Source organism: Agrobacterium sp. El2ro-1b (genome assembly GCF_048298475.1).
Lineage (GTDB): Bacteria > Pseudomonadota > Alphaproteobacteria > Rhizobiales > Rhizobiaceae > Agrobacterium > Agrobacterium fabrum.
Genome location: NZ_CP103459.1, coordinates 1355526 through 1373877, shown reverse-complemented (window position 1 = coordinate 1373877; position 18352 = coordinate 1355526). Strand labels below are relative to the sequence as shown.

Sequence of the window (18352 nt, the reverse complement as noted above, 5' to 3'; positions counted from 1 at the left end):
CTGCAAAAAGCGAATTGTTTCAGGCGGCAACCGGCTTTTCCAGAAGCGCCTTCAGCGATGCCTCGGCATCCACTGAGCGTTCCGAACGGTCGATGAAGCCGCCGCCGTAAACGCGGGCATCGGCACCCGGCGCGGAATAAAGCACGCAGGCCTGGCCTGGGGCAACACCGGCCTCACCGGTCATCAGATCCACATAGATGCCATTTTCATCCGCATGCAGCACCGCTTCCGTCGGCGGGCGGGTGGAGCGCACCTTGGCGAAACAGGCAAAGCCCTGCCCGGCATCAGCCGCGAGCGCGCCATCACCCAACCAGTTCATATCACGCAGATAGACGCGGCGAGTTTCCAGCGCCTCACGCGGGCCGACTATAACCCGGCGGCCCCGTGCATCGAGATGCACGACGTAAAGCGGTTCGCCCGTTGCGACGCCGATGCCGCGGCGCTGGCCGATCGTATAATGCACGATACCGTCGTGGCGGCCGAGCACACGGCCATCCAGATGCACGATATCGCCCGCCAGGGCCGCATTCGGCTTCAGCTTGTTGATGATATCGGTATATTTGCCCTGCGGCACGAAACAGATGTCCTGGCTGTCGGCCTTCTTGGCCACCACAAGCCCCATCTCTTCCGCCAGCGCCCGCGTTTCGGCCTTGGAGAGGCCGCCGAGCGGAAAGCGCAGGTAATCGATCTGCTCCTGCGTGGTGGCAAACAGGAACCAGCTCTGGTCACGATCGCTGTCGATCGGGCGGTAAAGCGCACGCCGTCCCGGCTGGCCGGAAGCGGGATTGGGGCGCGAGCGGATATAATGGCCGGTCGCCAATGCATCGGCACCCAGTTCCTGCGCGGTGGCAAGCAGATCGGCGAATTTTACCGTCTGGTTGCAGGCAACGCAGGGGATCGGCGTTTCACCCATCGCATAGGCTTCGGCAAAGGGGTTGATGACGGTTTCGCGGAACCGCGCTTCGTAATCCAGCACATAATGCGGAATGCCGAGCGTTTCGCAGACCCGGCGCGCATCGTCGATATCCTGACCGGCACAACAGGAGCCGGCGCGGTGCACGGCGGCGCCATGGTCGTAAAGCTGAAGCGTAATGCCGAGGACATCATAGCCCTCGCGCTTGAGGATACCGGCCACCACGGAAGAATCGACGCCACCGGACATGGCGACAACGATCCGGGTATCTTCCGGCCTCTTGTCAAAATCGAGCGTATTCACGTTTTTTCCCATCGTCAGTCATAACGGGGGTAAAGGCCCCGCCGCCTGTCGGTCATCCGCCGCGCGTCATCCTGGCCGTCATTCGGGCCAGCCTGCCTGCGGATTTAAGGGGTGCATATAGAAAGGAATGGCCGCACACGCAAGTACGGGGCGGAAAACCGCCCCGTAAAGCCATCAGATTCCGATGAAGGCAGGTATTTATGCGCCGGCGGTCTTCTGGCCACTGGTGCCAAACCACTTGTCGCGCTCCCGCCACAGGGCGGGCAAGGCCAACAGTCCAATCGCTGTGAAAGCGATCAGGGTCTTGTTGAGCTGCGACAGCTCTGCCGTGCGGCCGTCGAGATAATAGACGGCGTAGACGATAGCAACATGCCAGACATAGACCTGCAACGAATGGCGGCCAAGCAATTGCAGGAACTTCAGCGACAGCACCCAGATCACGCCATCCGCAATAGAGCGCACGATCGGGCGATGGTGCTGCGGACCGGCGATCACCAGCCAGGTCAGGCCGACACCAACGGCAAGGAAGTTGATGAGGTAGACCGGGCCGAAGTCGGCACGGATTTCCATGGTCGAGAATTTGCCCATCATGAATTCCGGCATCAGGCCCCAGGCCGTGGCGATGCGCAGCGGCAGGAAGAACATGCAGATGAGGAGCGCCGCCTTTGGCAGCCAGGTATGCTCAGGCGAGAAAATCTTCTTCCACGGGATGCGGTTCTGCGCCGTCATCGCGCCCATGACCAGCGCCGAATAGAACACCAGCTGCCAGCCAAGCAGGTTGAAGCTGACACGGATGCCCTGCTCGTCCGCACCCTTGACGAGTTCGTTGAGCGGCGTGGTGACGATCTGCTGAAGACCAAGCTGACCGGCCATCCAGACCAGCAGGGAGCCGGCCATGACATAAGCCCACTTGCCATCAAGGCAGAGCTTAACAAGAACAGGCGCAAACAGCATGTAGACGATATATTGCGGCAGAATATCCATGAAGGTCGGCTGGAAGAGGAATGTCGCAATGGCGGCCAGACGCAGCGGATCGTCAAACGACGTCATGCCAAGCCAGTTGTACCAGATGTAAGGCGCATGCGGGATGACCATGCGGAAGAACAGCACGGCGATCACAAGGCCCATCGCATAACGATAGAGCTCCATCGCCCGGTTCCAGATCATCTGCTTGCCGGCATCGTATCCGTACTTCATCATCTTGCGCGCATAAACCATGCCGATCAGCAGACCGGACAGGAACACGAAGCCCTGCGCATCCTCGACAAAGGCAAACTGCCGGTGATTGATTTCCACCAGCCAGAAGCCGCCGGCAAACACCAGATGGTTGATCAGCATGAAGACGAGGAAGTAACCACGCATCCCGTCGATCAGGTCAAAGCGTTTCATATCGATAGCTCTCCGTTCTCGCGGACCGTGCATTGCCCGGCCACCCAGCCCGGCCTGCGAGGCGCCGGGAATTGGATTGTCAACGCTGTTTTGCGGCTGAGGTTCCCTTTCCAGAGCGGTTTGGAACCGAAGCGAAAAGTCACATTGACGTGTACGATCCGTGGTTAGGACGCCTGGACTGAATGACAGATGAATGAAAAAAGGCGATTCCGTGGAACGAAGCAGCCATGCGCGGTTGATATGCCTCGGCTTTGAGAGTGTAAAGCCTTGCATAGCAATGCGAAGCAAAAAATTGCGGCAGACAGATGCCGAGATGTCGTCGGTAAAATTTTGCCGTCCTTTTTTGCCCATTCGAGACGGTAATCCAGGCGGAAATAAAAGAGGCCCGGAGCTATCAAGATCCGGGCCTCATATTTTTAAAAAAGGGCGACGACGATTTCTTAGGCGGCTGCCTGAATGGCGGCGACCTGCCAGTTGTCGTTGCCGGGGCGGCGAACGAAGGTCCACATTTCCACCGCTTCGGAAGGCTTGTGCTCGTCACCCTCGATAACCTTGCCAGAGGTGCGATCACGCATGATGTCGATGGCGGAGTAACGCATGGCCACCGTCGCGTAATCCTGGCCCTCTTCGTGCCAGGCTTCGGCAACATCGCCCTGCAGCAGCGTCACGTCGCTTACGTCGTTTTTCACGCCGCTGGTGGCATTGTCGCTCAGTTCCTCGGCCAGATAGGACATCGCTTCCGGCGTCGTCAGCTTGCGCAATGTGCCGTAATCCTCGGCGCCATAAGCCGACTGAACGTCTTGCAGCATCTTCTGGAAGGTTTCGAGGTCACCCTGGGTAATACCGATTTCATCGCCTTCCGATACGGCATTGGCGTGCGGTGCCGGCTTGGCTGTGGCGGCAGTCGCAGCGGCTGCACCACCCGCAGCACCCGCAAGCGCGCCGATCTTCGGAATCTTGAACGAGGATGCGGACGGACCGGCATGCGAACCGCCATTAAAGGACGAGCCGGAATGATCCGTGCGCTGTGACCCGCCGGCCGAGCCATAAGCAGGCTGGCCCTGACGACGCGATGCGAAGAAACGCATGGCGAGCATGATGAGACCGCCGATAAGCAACCCCTGCAACAACATGCCGAAGAAACCGGCCATGCCGCCAAAACCGCCGCCCATCAGCATGCCGAAGAGGCCGCCCATCAACAGGCCGCCCATCAGACCACCCATCATGCCGCCGAAGAGGCCACGGCTCTGCTGCGGCGCTGCCTGCGCACCCGGACGAGCCGGCTGAGCAGCATTGGGCGCTGCCTGGTTGGTATTGGGGGTCATGCTGCGGTTGATCGGCGCGGTCTGGCCGGGCGCAGTGCTTGTCGAAGGCGGAGCGGAATAGGTCCGCGTGCCGCGGCTGCCGAAACCGCCGCTGGCGCGGCGTGCCTCTGCCATGTCAACCGCCACGAAAGATACCGCGATACCAAGCGCGGCGACTGCGAACAAACCCTTGAAGCGCCGAAAGGCAGCAAACATCACTATCTCCTGTTGGCCGCCCTCCCATGAGCAGCATCTCAGCAGGCGATATAGCAACTCATGATCATCATTTTTAGACCACCCGGCTTAAATTTTTTGTGATATGCAACCAAAGCGCGATACCGGCTTGTTACGTTATCAATCTGGTGGCCGGAAAACCAAAAAACCCGGCACAGGGTTTCCCCTGCACCGGGCCTTATTGTCCCCTTGGGAGGAACGATAAGATCAGTCGACGTTAAACGTCAGCGGCTTGACCTGGCGGATCGCCGGGTTGGCGCGCAGCTTGTCGAGCACCTCTTCGGAAACCGGACCATCGACATAAAGAAGCGCGATGGCATCGCCGGCTTCCTTTTCACGGCCAAGCTGGAAGTTGGCGATGTTGACGCCAGCCTCGCCGAGCGTGGTGCCCATGAAACCGATCATGCCGGGAACGTCGGTGTTGGTGATGTAGATCATGTGCGAACCGACATCGGCATCCATGTTGATGTTCTTGATCTGGATGAAGCGCGGCTTGCCATCCGAGAACACCGTGCCGGCAACCGACCGGATCTGGTTTTCCGTCTTCACCGTCAGCTTGATGTAGCCGTCATAAACGCCGGTCTTGTCGCGCTTGACTTCGGAGAGGATGATACCCTTTTCCTTGATCATGACTGGTGCGGAAACCATGTTCACATCGGCAACCTGGCTGCGGATGAGGCCGGCCAGCAATGCACTGGTCAATGCCTTGGTGTTCATGTTGGCGGTTGCGCCATCATAAAGGATTTCGATTTCCTTGGTGGCGCTTTCCTGCACCTGACCGACGAAGGAGCCGAGAACATCCGCGAGACGGATGAAGGGCTTCAGGCGCGGCGCTTCTTCAGCCGTGATCGACGGCATGTTGATGGCGTTGGAAACGGCCCCCTTGACGAGGTAATCCGACATCTGCTCGGCAACCTGCAGGGCAACATTTTCCTGTGCTTCCGTGGTCGAAGCGCCAAGATGCGGCGTGCAGACAACGTTTGGCAGGCCGAAAAGCGGGCTCTCGGTGGCAGGTTCGACTTCGAACACGTCGAAACCGGCGCCAGCGACATGGCCGGACTTGATGGCTTCGGCAAGGGCCGCCTCATCCACCAGACCACCACGGGCGCAGTTGACGATACGAACGCCCTTCTTGGTTTTGGCAAGGTTTTCAGCGTTGAGGATGCCGCGTGTCTTGTCGGTCATCGGCACGTGCAGGGTGATGAAATCGGCCTGCGCCAGCAACTCGTCCAGCTCTACCTTGGTAACGCCCATTTCCTGCGCGCGCTCCGGCGACAGGAAGGGATCGTAGGCGAGAACATGCATCTTGAGGCCAAGAGCGCGCGAGCAAACGATGCCGCCGATATTGCCGGCACCGATGACGCCGAGCGTCTTGCCGGTGATTTCGACACCCATGAATTTCGACTTTTCCCACTTGCCGGCCTGCGTGGAGCTATCGGCGGCCGGAAGCTGGCGCGCGACGGCAAACATCAGGGCGATAGCATGTTCGGCAGTGGTGATGGAGTTGCCGAACGGCGTGTTCATGACGATGATGCCGCGGCGCGAGGCAGCCGGAATATCGACATTGTCGACGCCAATGCCGGCGCGGCCGATGACCTTCAGATTGGTCGCAGCCTCGATCAGCTTTTCGGTCGCCTTGGTGGCGGAACGAATGGCCAGACCATCATAATTGCCGATGATTTCGGCAAGTTTGTCCTTGTCCTTGCCAAGCTTCGGCTGGAAATCGACTTCGACGCCACGATCGCGGAAAATCTGGACGGCGGTTTCCGACAGTTCGTCGGATACGAGTACGCGAGGTGCCATGGTTTACGGGCTCCTTGAAAAGCGGTGCAGTTTTGAAAGCGGGGAATATGCGGCCCTGCATCAGCGCAGGGCCGGTATCAAAATCAGGCGGCAGCCTTGGAAAGTGCTGCCTTCTGCGTCTGGTAAGCCCAGGCAAGCCAAGGCATGACAGCTTCCATATCGGCCGTCTCGATGGTGGCGCCGGCCCAGATGCGCAGACCGGACGGTGCGTCACGATAAGCGCCGATATCGAGGGCGACATTTTCCTTTTCGAGCAGGGCAACGATGCCCTTGGCGAAATCAGCCTGCGCGGCTGCGTCCAGCGCCTGTACGTCGGGATCGACGATCTTCAGGCAGACGGAGGTGTTGGAGCGGGTTTCCGGCTTGACGGCCAGATTGGCGATCCAGTTGTTCTTCTCGATGAAGTCGTAGATGACCTTGGCATTGGCATCGGCACGGCCGATCAGCGCTTTGAGACCACCGAGGTTCTTCGCCCAGAGCAGGGCGTCGATATAGTCCTCAACGCAGAGCATGGAGGGCGTATTGATCGTTTCGCCGGTGAAGATGCCTTCGATCAGCTTGCCGCCGGAGACCATGCGGAAGATTTTCGGCAACGGCCATGCCGGCGAATAGCTCAGCAGGCGCTCGACGGCGCGGGGCGAAAGGATGATGACGCCATGGCCGCCCTCGCCGCCCAAAACCTTCTGCCAGGAGAAGGTGACGACGTCGAGTTTGGTAAAGTCCATGTCCTGCGCGAAGGCCGCCGAGGTGGCGTCGCAGATCGTCAGGCCCTTGCGGTCAGCAGGAATGAAATCGGCATTGGCAACGCGAACGCCAGAAGTCGTGCCGTTCCAGGTGAAGACCACGTCACGGTCGAAATCGACCTCGGCGAGGTTCGGCAGCAGGCCATAATCGGCCTCGAACTTGCGGACGTCCTTCAGTTTCAGCTGCTTGACGACGTCGGTGACCCAGCCGGCACCGAAGCTTTCCCAAGCGAGCATATCGACGCCGCGTTCACCGAGCAGCGACCAGAGCGCCATTTCAACGGCGCCAGTGTCGGATGCAGGAACGATGCCGATGTGATAATCGGCGGGAACATTAAGAATTTCACGGGTGAGATCGATGGCCTGCTTCAGCTTGGCTTTGCCAACCTTGGCGCGATGCGAGCGACCGAGCGGTGCATCGGAGAGAGCATCTAGCGACCAACCGGGACGCTTCGAGCAGGGACCAGAAGAGAAATGCGTATTGCCCGGACGAAGGCCCGGCTTCACTATATCTGTCATTTGACTACCCTTTCAGATAGGCGCCTCTCGTTAGGGAGAGGTGTCCTGCCGTCGTTGCTATGCCTGTCATCGACCTCAGTCAAGCGGAATATGTCGCTACACAGAAGAATCTTGGCCTATATGCGTCACACCCTTGGTTCAGGTGCCCCCAAAACGAAACCGCCCGCATCGTTGAGATGCGGGCGGTCTGAAAATACCAGGGGGCCGTGACGTTTATTTGTAAACGGCTGGCTGCAGCGGAATATCGGCGGGCGGCATGTATTGTGCCGTATCGCAACCGTTGAAGACATAACGGCCGCCGAGACGCACTTCATGCGAATAGAGGCCCTTGTCACGACCGGGGCCGCCATTGTTTTCGTAAGCGAACATGTCGCCCTTGTTGATGTGGCGGTAACGATAGCCGATATCGGCCTTCAGATTACAGGTGACGTCGATGGAAGCACCAGCCATCAGCGCGTAGGCGAAGCGCCACTTGCCGCGACCGCCGTGTTCCGTCGTCTCATCGCAATAACCCGATCCATCGGTCGCACAGGAGGTGTTGCGAAGTTTGTCCCACTTGACGTAGGACGCGCCGACGCCGCCGCCGACATAAGGCGTGACCCGACCATAGGTGCCGAGATCAACATAGGCGTTCGCCATCAGCGTATAGGCCCTCAGCGAACTCAGATCTGTCGAGACGCATTCGGCACCATTGCCACAATAACCGCGGGTGGAGCCACGGAAATCCGACTTGCCCATATAATCAAAGGTCACGTCGCTGCGGAAATAGTTGTTGAACTGATAACCGACACCCGCGCCAATGTTATAGCTATCCTTGATTTTCGCGGTCTCAAAATCCTGAAGATAACCACCCGGTCCGCCCTGATAATAATGGGCGCCGCGCAGCTTGTTGAAGGAATAACCGACGTCGCCGCGCAGATACCAGCCGCTCGCCTGAGTGACGGTCACTTCAGGGGCATCGACATAGGCGGGTGCTGGTTCGGCTTGATATAGGTCGGCGCCGACGGCGCTTGTGCCGGTCAGCAGAACGGCCAGAAATCCGGCCAGGGCGTTTTTCATGACTTCCACTCCAGAAGAGGCACATGCGTTGCGGCAGCTGCCAGTGAACTGTTCAGTTCTGGAGAGTGGCGTAAAATGGTTAAGTCCCGATTAACCACGATGATTCACTATATTTATTAGCAAACTCTCAAAGAAAAGCCGGCTCGACGGCCGGCTTTTGTATTTGGTTACTGTCGCGGCAACTCATGCGGCCGAGCGGGCACTGGAGATGACGCCGACGAGATCGTTGACGATCTTTTCCACCTTTGCGCTATCGTCGCCTTCCGCCATGACGCGGATCAGGGGCTCGGTGCCGGAAGGACGGATGACGAGACGGCCATTATTGGCCAGCGCGCTTTCCGCATCGGCAATCGCCTGCAGTACGATCGGATTTTCCAGCGGCTTGCCGCCGGAAATACGAACATTCTTCAAGAGCTGCGGCACGGGCTCAAACTTGCGACACACTTCGCTGACCGTGAGGCCGGAGCGCTTGACCTTGGCGAGAACCTGCAAGGCCGCCACGAGACCATCACCCGTCGTACCGTAATCCGAAAGCACGATGTGACCGGACTGCTCACCACCGACGTTGAAATTGTGGTTGCGCATATGCTCGACGACATAGCGGTCGCCAACCTTGGTGCGGGCGAGGGTAAGCCCCTTATCGCCGAGGAAACGTTCCAGACCGAGATTGGACATGACGGTCGCCACGATGCCACCACCGCGCAACGTGTTGTCGGCGGCCCAGCTATCGGCGATAACGGCCATCAACTGGTCGCCATCGACGATCTCGCCGCGCTCATCAACGATGATGACGCGGTCTGCATCGCCATCGAGCGCGATGCCGATATCAGCGCGTACCTCATGCACCTTTTTCTGCAGTGCTTCCGGGTGGGTGGAACCACATTCGAGATTGATATTGATGCCGTTCGGCTCATTGCCGATGGTGACGACTTCGGCGCCCAGTTCCCACAGCGCTGCGGGTGCCACCTTGTAGGCAGCACCATTGGCGCAGTCGATGGCGATCCTGAGTCCGCTCAGCGTCACATCACGCGGCAGGGTACGTTTGACGAATTCGATATACCGGTAGATGTCGCCATCGACGCGCTTGGCGCGACCGATTTCGGCCGGCTTGGCCAGCTGGGCATAAATATCCTTGTCGAGAAGATCTTCGATCTCCAGCTCCAGCTCATCAGAGAGCTTGTAGCCATCGGGACCGAAAAGCTTGATGCCGTTATCGGAGAAAGGGTTATGCGAGGCGGAGATCATTACACCAATATCCGCGCGCAACGAGCGCGTGAGCATTGCAACGGCCGGCGTTGGGATGGGGCCGAGCAGGAAGACATCGAGACCGGCTGCGGTGAAACCGGCAACCAGCGCGTTTTCCAGCATATAACCGGAAAGGCGCGTATCCTTGCCGATCACGACACGATGGCGATGATGGCCGCGGCGGAAAATCGTGCCAACAGCGATGCCGACACGCATCGCCAGGTCCGGCGTCATGGGAAAGACGTTCGATTGTCCGCGGATACCATCGGTTCCGAAATAACGGCGTGCCATTTGAACTCCAAATCTCTCGGGCATTCCGGCGAAAGATAAAAATAGCCGGAAGCGTTTTGGCTAGATGCCACAAACCATGATAAACAGCACGTAAATTAGCGCAAAAATGGCTTATATCTTGTTACCAAAATGAAAAGGCCACCCGGAAACCCGGATGGCCTTTTACAATCATTCGTTCACGCAGGCGATCAATGTGGCTGCGGCTCCATGCCGCCTTCGGCCTCGCCATCGCCCTTGGCTTCACTTGGGCCGTCCTTCTTGGCGCCGGCTTTCGGCACAGCCGAACCACGGCTGCCGGGCGAATCGTCACCAAGATCGCGAGCGGGCTTCTCGCCCCGCAGCAATGCCTTGATCTCTTCACCTGTCAGGGTCTCATATTCGAGAAGACCCTCGGCAATTGCGACAAAGCCATCGTGGTTGTCCGTGAGGATACGCCGTGCTTCGGTGTAAGCCTCGTCGATCAGACGGCGGACTTCGGTATCGATCGTCTGGGCCGTCGCCTCGGAGACGTTCTTCGACTGCGAGACGGAATGGCCAAGGAAGACTTCCTGCTGGTTTTCACCATAGGCCACCTGACCGAGAGCATCGGAGAAGCCCCATTGCGTAACCATGGCGCGGGCAAGCTTGGTGGCCTGCTCGATGTCAGAAGACGCGCCAGACGTGATGTTTTCCTTGCCGAAAGTCAGTTCCTCGGCAACACGGCCACCCATCATGATGACGAGGCGCGATACCATCCATTTGTAGCTCATGGAATAGCGGTCGCCTTCCGGCAACTGCATCACCATGCCGAGTGCCCGGCCGCGCGGAATGATCGTCGCCTTGTGCAGCGGATCGGCCACGGCAACCTTCAGCGCAGTAATCGCATGGCCGGCCTCATGATAGGCGGTCAGCTTCTTTTCGGCTTCGGTCATGGCGGAGGAGCGGCGTTCCGCACCCATCATGATCTTGTCCTTGGCGTCTTCGAATTCCTGCATGGTGACCACGCGCTTGTTGCGGCGGGCGGCCATGAGGGCAGCTTCATTGACGAGGTTCATCAGATCCGCACCCGAGAAGCCGGGCGTACCGCGGGCGAGAACCTTGAGATCGACATTCGGAGCCAGCGGCACGTTGCGAACGTGAACCTTGAGGATGCGCTCGCGGCCGACAATATCCGGGTTCGGCACGACGACCTGACGGTCGAAACGGCCGGGACGCAGAAGCGCCGGGTCAAGAACGTCAGGGCGGTTGGTCGCAGCGATAAGGATGATGCCTTCATTCGCCTCAAAACCGTCCATCTCGACCAGCAGCTGGTTCAGCGTCTGTTCGCGCTCGTCGTTACCGCCGCCGAGACCGGCGCCACGATGGCGGCCGACGGCGTCGATTTCGTCGATGAAGATGATGCAGGGTGCGTTCTTCTTGGCCTGCTCGAACATGTCACGCACGCGGCTTGCGCCGACACCGACGAACATTTCAACGAAGTCCGAACCGGAAATCGTGAAGAACGGCACATTGGCTTCGCCGGCGACGGAGCGGGCGAGAAGGGTCTTACCGGTGCCCGGAGGCCCTACCAGCAGCACGCCGCGCGGGATTTTACCGCCGAGACGCTGGAACTTCTGCGGATCGCGCAGGAATTCCACGATTTCCTCGAGATCCTGCTTGGCTTCGTCCACGCCTGCGACGTCGTCAAACGTCACGCGGCCGTGGGCTTCCGTCAAAAGCTTGGCCTTTGATTTGCCAAAGCCCATCGCACCACGCGAACCGCCCTGCATCTGCCGCATGAAGAACAGCCAGACGCCGAGGATAAGGAACATCGGCAGAAGCGTGCCGAGATAGCTCAGGAAACCCGAGGAACCGTCGCTTTCCGGACGCGCCACGATGGTGACGTTCTTGCTCTGCAAGCGCTCCATCAGGCTGTCGTCAATGACGGGGGAATAGGTCTGAAAGGCCGTGCCATTTTCGGTATAGGTTCCGAGAACCCGGTTACCGGTGACGGTCACGTCGCGAACTCGCCCGGAATCCACGTCACGAATAAACTGGGAATACGGAATCTCCCGTGAACCCGTTTGCGTCGGCGACGTCTGGAACATGCTGAACAGCGCGATCAGCAACAGGGCGATCACGGCCCACAAGGCGAAATTTCTGAAATTTGGGTTCATTGAACTCCCCGAACGCACACGGACATATCTGCTGCCCGCCATTATGTGCCCCTAACATAAGGACGACATATGCCGTTGCCAAGGCAAAGCGCATTATCTGATGCGTTTTGGTGTAAAAACTATTCCTTGGCAATTCACGAAAAAGAGGCCGGATTTAAACCGGGGGCTGTGGATAGGGCGGCCGTCCAAATAAATTGGCGATTGCATTCGCCAACTCAAGGTCGAAACGTGGCAGGAAAAGATCGAAAGGGGCAAGTCTTGGCGTGATGACGGTGACCTCCTGCGTGGAAACCCATCCTTCGGCCGCTGCGGCAATTTGCGGCAGACCCGCCATTGCCGGTTTCGCCACCCCAGCGGGTGCCAATGGAAACAGCGCTGCGGCCTGGGCAGCGGTACCCACCCTGCCCGCCGCAACGTTAATTGGAAAATCCGATCCGTTTTTAACCAGGAAACGATCATCCCAGAGGGCATGCCCTGAAGGCTCGACCTGAAGCTCCGGCAGGTTTCGCTGCTCGCGGAAAATATAAAGCCCATCCCGCCGGCGGTCGAGCAGAACCCGGCCAACCGTCATTCTCCCGTTTTCACCTGTCTTGAGAAAGCGCAGAACGCGCTCCATGCTGCTCGCTGCCGGGAAATAGGCCCTGCCGCCGAGTGTGGCGATCAATGCAGCCAGCCCATGCCGAAACTCGGGAAGATCGGGATTGATGTCGTCGCCGGCCAATCTGGCAAGGGCGGCATGAAAAACCTGCGCACGTTCGCGCAGGAAAACGGCTGTTCTTTCAGAGAGTATCTGCCGTCTGACGGCAGCGCTCTCATCAAGCACGATCGGAGCGTGAGGCAGCGCCTGGCGCACAAGGACACGCTCATATCTGATATTTTCATTGCTCGGATCATCCAGCCAATGCCGCGAGCGTGACGACACGTAATCGCGGATCGCCTGTCTCTCACAGGCGAGGAATGGCCGCATGATCCAGAGATGTGCATCGTATAAGACCGCATCCGCCATGCCTGAAAGGCCGAGATTGTCACTGCCGCCGCTGCGGGCGGCGCGCATCGCCACGGTTTCGCGCTGGTCGCCAATAGTGTGTCCGGTCACGACAAGATCGACGCCGGTCTCACGGGCAACATCGGCAATCAGGCGATAACGCGCAAGCCGGGACGCCTCGGAAAGGCCGGAGGCCGGTTTGGGCCCATCCCATCGGCGTGTGCTGTGGGGAATTCCGAGTTCGGCGCAAAGCATGGCAACCTTGCGTGCCTCATCGGCGGATTCCGGTCTCAGCGCATGATCGACCGTGACGGCGGAAAGTCGCAAACCGTCGTCATCAGCCTTTTTTGCTTCTTGTAATGCCAGCAACAGGCCGGTGGAGTCGCTGCCGCCTGAGATTGCAATGAGAATATGTGTGGGTTTCCGGAGGCTTTCGACAAAAGACCTCGCCGCGGCAAGCGGCGCAACTGTCTTTTCATTGGGAGTGCGGGCATCAACCGGCATGGAACACCCGCGACGCAGGAAAAATCAGCAGCTCAACCGCTTCTGTTCGCTGGCAACCTTGCTCAGTACGGTCTTCGAGGCATTGGGATAACGCTTCGGCACCTCGCGCAGCGTGGCGCAGGCGGTTTCGGTATTGTCGAGAGCAGCAAGCGACATGCCGAGCTTCATCAGCATTTCCGGCGCCTTCGGAGATTTACCATAGGTCTGATGACCGTTGAGGAAGGTCTTCGCCGCCTCATTGAACTTGCCCTGCGAATATTGCGCCTCACCCAGCCAGAAACTCGCATCCGCGGCTTTCGTACCCTTGGGATAACCCTGCAGATACTGCTGGAAACCCTGTTCCGCCAGTTTGTAGTCGCCAGAAAGCACATGGCCATAAGCAGCCTGATAGATATCGCCTTCGCTGGTCAGCGCCGCCGTATTGACCGGATCGGTCTTGCGGGTGCCGTTACCGGTAGTGACGCCCGGAAGGTTGCCGGAGGAATTGTTGGCGCCCTGGTTCAGCGTGCCGCCCACTGGCATTCCCTTGGAATCAAGCTCGATGGAGCCAAGCGTCGTTTCTCCCGGCGCGGCTGTCGAGGTGCTGGAGGACGAGGGCGGAGAAACGGAAGCGCCACCCTGGGGTGGCGTTTCGATGATCGTTGCAACGTCGTCGGTCGGCGGCGTGGCCGGATTGACCGGACTGGCTTCCGCCTTCTTTTTCGGTGCAGCGGTCGGGCTTGCACCCTTGCCGCCGGCATTGCCGCCTTCCAGTTCCTGGAAGCGGAACTCATTGTCTTCCTGCGCCTTGCGGATCGTTTCCTGCATCTGCAGAAGCTGGAAGCTCATTTCTTCGATACGGCCGTTAAGCTGCCGGATCTGTTCTTCAAGCTGCTGAACCTTATAGGCTTCATTGGCCTGAACCCGCACAATCGGGGGCTGCTGAGAGTTGATCGTGCCGAAGCTACCCCCCGCACCGAACAGCGGACCCGAAACGGCTGTGCCGCTCAAGCCGGTGCAGGCTGCAAGCCCCAGCATTCCCGCCACGACAAGTTTCTTCATCTCATTCGTCCTGCCTTAACTGATTTGCACCGGAATGGCGCAAGCCGGATTTTTTCCATATCAACCGAAAAAGCAACTTAACTTCGGCCAAACTATGAAAAAAACGAAAGGCGGCCCGAAGACCGCCTTTCATTCTCGTTCACAATCACGTCAGGCAATTACATGCCCGCGCCACCGAGAACCGTCACAGCGCGGCGGTTCTGGGACCAGCAGGAAATGTCGTCGCAAACTGCGACAGGCTTTTCCTTGCCGTAGGAGATCGTCTTCATGCGGCTGGCCGGAACGCCCTGGGAAGCCAGGAAGTCACGGGTTGCGGCGGCACGACGGGCGCCGAGCGCCAGGTTGTATTCACGCGTCCCACGTTCGTCGGCATGGCCTTCGACGGTGATGGCATAATTCGGGTAACGGGCCAGCCACTGGGCCTGGCGCTGCAGGGTCTGCTGGGCGTCGGCGCGGATCGAGGTGGAGTCGGTGTCGAAGAAGATGCGGTCGCCGACATTGACCGTGAAGTCCTGCTGGGAGCCCGGCGTTGCGGAGCCAGCGCCACCAAGGCCGAGTTCACCGGCGCTGTTCGGCATGTTCTTCTTGTTCGCGCAGCCTGCGAGAGCAAGCGCGAGCGTCATGGCGATGACAGCCGGGTTACGGGCCAGTTTCTGCATCGGGCTGAGTGCCGAAATGTTTGTACGGCTCATCGCCGGTCTCTCCTTAGGATTTCAATAACGTTGCTGGACACTAACTGATCGCGGTTAATAGCCGACAAACGCTTATGGTTAACAGAAAGGAAATGTCCCGCTTTTTTGCTCCCTCACAACACTTTGCGGCAAGAAAGAGGCGCACGTCCCTGTGGTTTCAAGTAAAACATGACGGCGCCGGTTCATGCCGGCGCCGTCATGGCAGTCATATCAGTCCAGAAGCGGCGACCAGGCCGGATCCGAAGCGAAGGTCGGCGTCTTGATGAGCTGTTCATTGTAGCCCGTCAGGTCGATCGAATAGAGCTGCGGACCACCAGCACCGGCGTTCTGGCGGAAGAACATCAGCACGCGGCCGTTCGGCGCCCAGGTGGGGCCTTCATTGTGGAAACCGCTGGTGAGGATGCGCTCACCCGAACCGTCGGTCTTCATCACGCCAATCGAGAACTTGCCGCCCGACTGTTTGGTGAAGGCGATGAGATCGCCGCGCGGCGACCATACCGGGGTGGAGTAAGAACCGTCGCCGAAAGAAAGGCGCTGCTGGCCGGAACCATCGGCATTCATCACGTAAATCTGCTGGCGGCCGCCACGGTCGCTTTCGAAGGCAACGCGCTGCCCATCAGGGGAAAACGACGGTGCCGTATCGATTGCCGCCGTGTTGGTCAGGCGCGTCGTGGTACGCGAGCGCAGGTCCATAGTGTAGATATTGGCATTGCCATCCTGCTGAAGGCTCATGATGACCTTCTGGCCATCAGGCGAAAAGCGCGGCGAGAATGTCATGCCGGGGAAGTTGCCGACAACTTCACGCTGTCCGGTTTCCAGCTGCAGCAGGTAAACGCGCGGCTGCTGGCCTTCGAAGGACATGTAGGTGACTTCCTGACGGTTCGGCGAAAAACGCGGCGTCAGAACGATGTCGTTCGAATTGGTGAGGTTGCGGACGTTGAAACCGTCCTGGTCCATGATCGACAGCTGGCGCTTACGGGCCGTCTTCGGGCCGCTTTCGGAAACGAAAACGACGCGGGTGTCGAAATAACCCTTTTCACCGGTAATACTCTCATAGATCGCGTCAGCGATGATGTGAGCGACGCGACGCCAGTTTTCGGGCTGGGTGAAGAATTGCTGGCCCGCGATCTGCTTGCCCTCGAACGAATCCCAGAGACGGAATTCGGCACGCAGACGACCATCGCTTTCGCGCGTTACGCGGCCGGTCACAAGCGCCTGTGCATTGATGACCTTCCAGTCCTCAAAACGCGGCTGCTGATCCGGATTGGTGATCTTTTCGATAAAGGCGCTCTTGTTGACCGGTGTGAACAGGCCGGAGCGCTGCAAGTCTGCCGCGATCACCGCGGAAACCTGCGCACCGATGCCATCTCCTGATATGAAATCGGTAATGGCAATGGGCAGCGGCTCAACGTTACCCTTGTTAATGTTGATTTCCACCCGCGCAAAAGCCGGTGCAGAGAAAACCGACATGAGGGCCGCGACAGCGAGCACCAGCCGGATCGGCGAAAATATCTTCATGTTGCCAGGCCTTTCAGCATTCATAGCAATTCACTGGGATCGAAATTCACGACAACTTCGTTCCATGCATCATATTTGTCGGCAGGAAGGTTTGTGAACGGAGCAGAACGCATGATGGCGCGATAAGCTCCGCCGGAAAGAGCACGGCGCGTTCCCTCGGAACCGCCGGTGGCCTCGATCTCGGGCCGGCCGATGATGGTTCCATCACGGTCAAGCTTCATGGTGACGCGGACGCGAACGTCCGAGGCATCCGCCATGCCGGGAATGATCTGCCAGTTCTTCTGGATCGCGCCGCGAAGCGCATCCATTTCCGTCTGGCTGAGGGTCGAGCCACCGGTCGATTTTTTGCCACCAAGCGACGCCGTCTGTGTCGATCGCTTCGCCCCGCCACCGGAGGGCGCCTGCTTGTTCAACAGCGCAGCAACATCGTCGGCGTTGAAATCGCTTTCCTTGGACGAAGCGGATTTCGCAGTCTCCTGCTTCTTCTCACCCGGCTTCTTGTCTGAAGGCTTGTCCGTGGACTTTGCCTGGTCCGGCTTCTTTTCAGCCGGTTTTTCGGCCGGCTTCTGCTCGGCTGGCTTGGTCTCGGCCTGCTTCGGCTCTTCCGGCTTCGGTGGTTCGGGGCGGGAATTCGGGCGCGGAACGTTCTGCGGCACGGGAATTTCGGCCGGCTCCCGCGTTGCCGGCGGCGGCTCTTCCGCCTTGGTTTCCTGCGGCGGCGGTTCCGGCTTCGGCTGCGGCGCTATTTCAGGCTTGGTCTGCGGCAAGGCGGCCATTTCCTGCGGCTTGGGGGCCGAAGTTTCTTCCTTGACGATTTCCTTCACCTCGTTCGCCTTGGTATCGACGACCGGCTGAGGCTTCTCCTGCTTGGGCGGAGCGGCTGCAGCGATATTGTCGTTGGGCTTGGTGGTCGGGGTCGGAGGAGCTTCGATATCGGCGGTGTTGTTGCCGATATTCTGGGCGTTCGGGATGATATCAGGACGCGTGGTCGGAACGGGAGCGGACTTCTCCGCCTTGGGCGCATTCTTGTCGCCCTGCTGAATCTGGGTCAGCTCCTCGATCGGCACCAGCTCCACCGGCAGCGCCTCGGCCTGCGACACGTCAAGCGGTTCCGGCGAGCCCAGGGAGACGAGGGCGAAAGCCAGAAGCGACACGTGCACGATCGCGGATGTGGTAAGGCTGCCCTTCATCGTTTTACGTCAATTGTCCTGTTTCTGCTGGGTTACGAGGCCAATGTTCTTGAAGCCTGCCGCCTGGATACGCGCCATCACATCCGCAACCACGCCGTAAGCGGCAACGGAATCCGCCCGCACGAAGATGCGTTCGTTATAACCCGTGGTGGCGATCGCCTGCAGCTTGTCGGCCACTTCCGCCGCCTGGATTTCGGTTTCCTGCAAATGGATCTGGCCATTGGCATTGACGGAAATCGTGATCGGCTGCGTGTCCGAGTTTAGCGCGTTGGCAGAGGTCTGCGGCAGGTCGATCGGCACGCCGACCGTCATCATCGGCGCTGCCACCATGAAGATGATGAGCAGCACGAGCATGACGTCAACCAGCGGCGTCACGTTGATCTCGCTGATCGCGCCGCCTCTGCGCCGTCCGCCGCGCCCACCACGGCGTCCACCGGAACCGCCGCTGCCACCTGCTGACATACCCATATCATCTACTCCATTT

The 18352-nt window shown here is 59.2% G+C and carries 14 protein-coding genes; all 14 read right to left on the bottom strand.

Annotation, left to right across the window (positions count from 1 at the left end; all coding sequences use genetic code 11):
* Positions 1 to 19: 19 nt before the first annotated feature.
* Positions 20 to 1216 carry a tRNA 2-thiouridine(34) synthase MnmA gene (mnmA, locus tag NYR50_RS20510; protein WP_418137992.1) on the bottom strand — a complete coding sequence of 399 codons (1197 nt, stop codon included), beginning with the start codon at positions 1214 to 1216 and terminating at the stop codon, positions 20 to 22.
* A gap of 198 nt (positions 1217 to 1414) precedes the next feature.
* Positions 1415 to 2605, bottom strand: coding sequence for an OpgC family protein (locus NYR50_RS20505; RefSeq protein WP_174010190.1), 1191 nt, complete (start codon positions 2603 to 2605; stop codon positions 1415 to 1417).
* Positions 2606 to 3045: 440 nt separating this feature from the next.
* Entirely contained in the window at positions 3046 to 4125 is a 1080-nt protein-coding gene (locus NYR50_RS20500; RefSeq protein WP_174010192.1) for a Tim44 domain-containing protein, read from the bottom strand.
* A gap of 225 nt (positions 4126 to 4350) precedes the next feature.
* Positions 4351 to 5946 carry a phosphoglycerate dehydrogenase gene (gene serA / locus NYR50_RS20495; RefSeq protein ID WP_174010194.1) on the bottom strand — a complete coding sequence of 532 codons (1596 nt, stop codon included), beginning with the start codon at positions 5944 to 5946 and terminating at the stop codon, positions 4351 to 4353.
* An 83-nt stretch (positions 5947 to 6029) separates the two neighbouring features.
* Positions 6030 to 7208 carry a phosphoserine transaminase gene (locus NYR50_RS20490; protein ID WP_174010196.1) on the bottom strand — a complete coding sequence of 393 codons (1179 nt, stop codon included), beginning with the start codon at positions 7206 to 7208 and terminating at the stop codon, positions 6030 to 6032.
* A 213-nt stretch (positions 7209 to 7421) separates the two neighbouring features.
* Complete coding sequence (locus NYR50_RS20485; RefSeq protein ID WP_035214599.1) at positions 7422 to 8267, bottom strand: outer membrane protein; 846 nt, start codon at positions 8265 to 8267, stop codon at positions 7422 to 7424.
* Positions 8268 to 8450: 183 nt separating this feature from the next.
* The gene (glmM, locus tag NYR50_RS20480; protein WP_006310287.1) at positions 8451 to 9803 is read right to left on the bottom strand and encodes a phosphoglucosamine mutase; all 1353 of its coding nucleotides are present in this window, start codon (positions 9801 to 9803) and stop codon (positions 8451 to 8453) included.
* Between the two features lie 188 nt (positions 9804 to 9991).
* A complete protein-coding gene (gene ftsH / locus NYR50_RS20475; protein ID WP_174010198.1) occupies positions 9992 to 11938 on the bottom strand; it encodes an ATP-dependent zinc metalloprotease FtsH in 1947 nt (648 codons plus the stop codon).
* Between the two features lie 154 nt (positions 11939 to 12092).
* Positions 12093 to 13427: a tRNA lysidine(34) synthetase TilS gene (gene tilS / locus NYR50_RS20470; protein WP_174010206.1), complete on the bottom strand. Its 1335-nt coding sequence runs from the start codon at positions 13425 to 13427 to the stop codon at positions 12093 to 12095.
* A gap of 24 nt (positions 13428 to 13451) precedes the next feature.
* Entirely contained in the window at positions 13452 to 14468 is a 1017-nt protein-coding gene (gene ybgF / locus NYR50_RS20465; protein ID WP_174010208.1) for a tol-pal system protein YbgF, read from the bottom strand.
* A 158-nt stretch (positions 14469 to 14626) separates the two neighbouring features.
* The gene (pal, locus tag NYR50_RS20460) at positions 14627 to 15160 is read right to left on the bottom strand and encodes a peptidoglycan-associated lipoprotein Pal (protein WP_174010210.1); all 534 of its coding nucleotides are present in this window, start codon (positions 15158 to 15160) and stop codon (positions 14627 to 14629) included.
* Positions 15161 to 15370: 210 nt separating this feature from the next.
* On the bottom strand, positions 15371 to 16678 hold the full coding sequence (gene tolB, locus NYR50_RS20455; protein WP_174010212.1) for a Tol-Pal system beta propeller repeat protein TolB: 1308 nt from the start codon (positions 16676 to 16678) through the stop codon (positions 15371 to 15373).
* A 20-nt stretch (positions 16679 to 16698) separates the two neighbouring features.
* Positions 16699 to 17868 (bottom strand): cell envelope integrity protein TolA, encoded by a 1170-nt coding sequence (locus NYR50_RS20450; RefSeq protein ID WP_174010214.1) that lies wholly within the window; start codon positions 17866 to 17868, stop codon positions 16699 to 16701.
* Positions 17869 to 17877: 9 nt separating this feature from the next.
* Positions 17878 to 18336, bottom strand: coding sequence for a protein TolR (tolR, locus tag NYR50_RS20445; protein ID WP_006310275.1), 459 nt, complete (start codon positions 18334 to 18336; stop codon positions 17878 to 17880).
* Between the last annotated feature and the right edge of the window lie 16 nt (positions 18337 to 18352).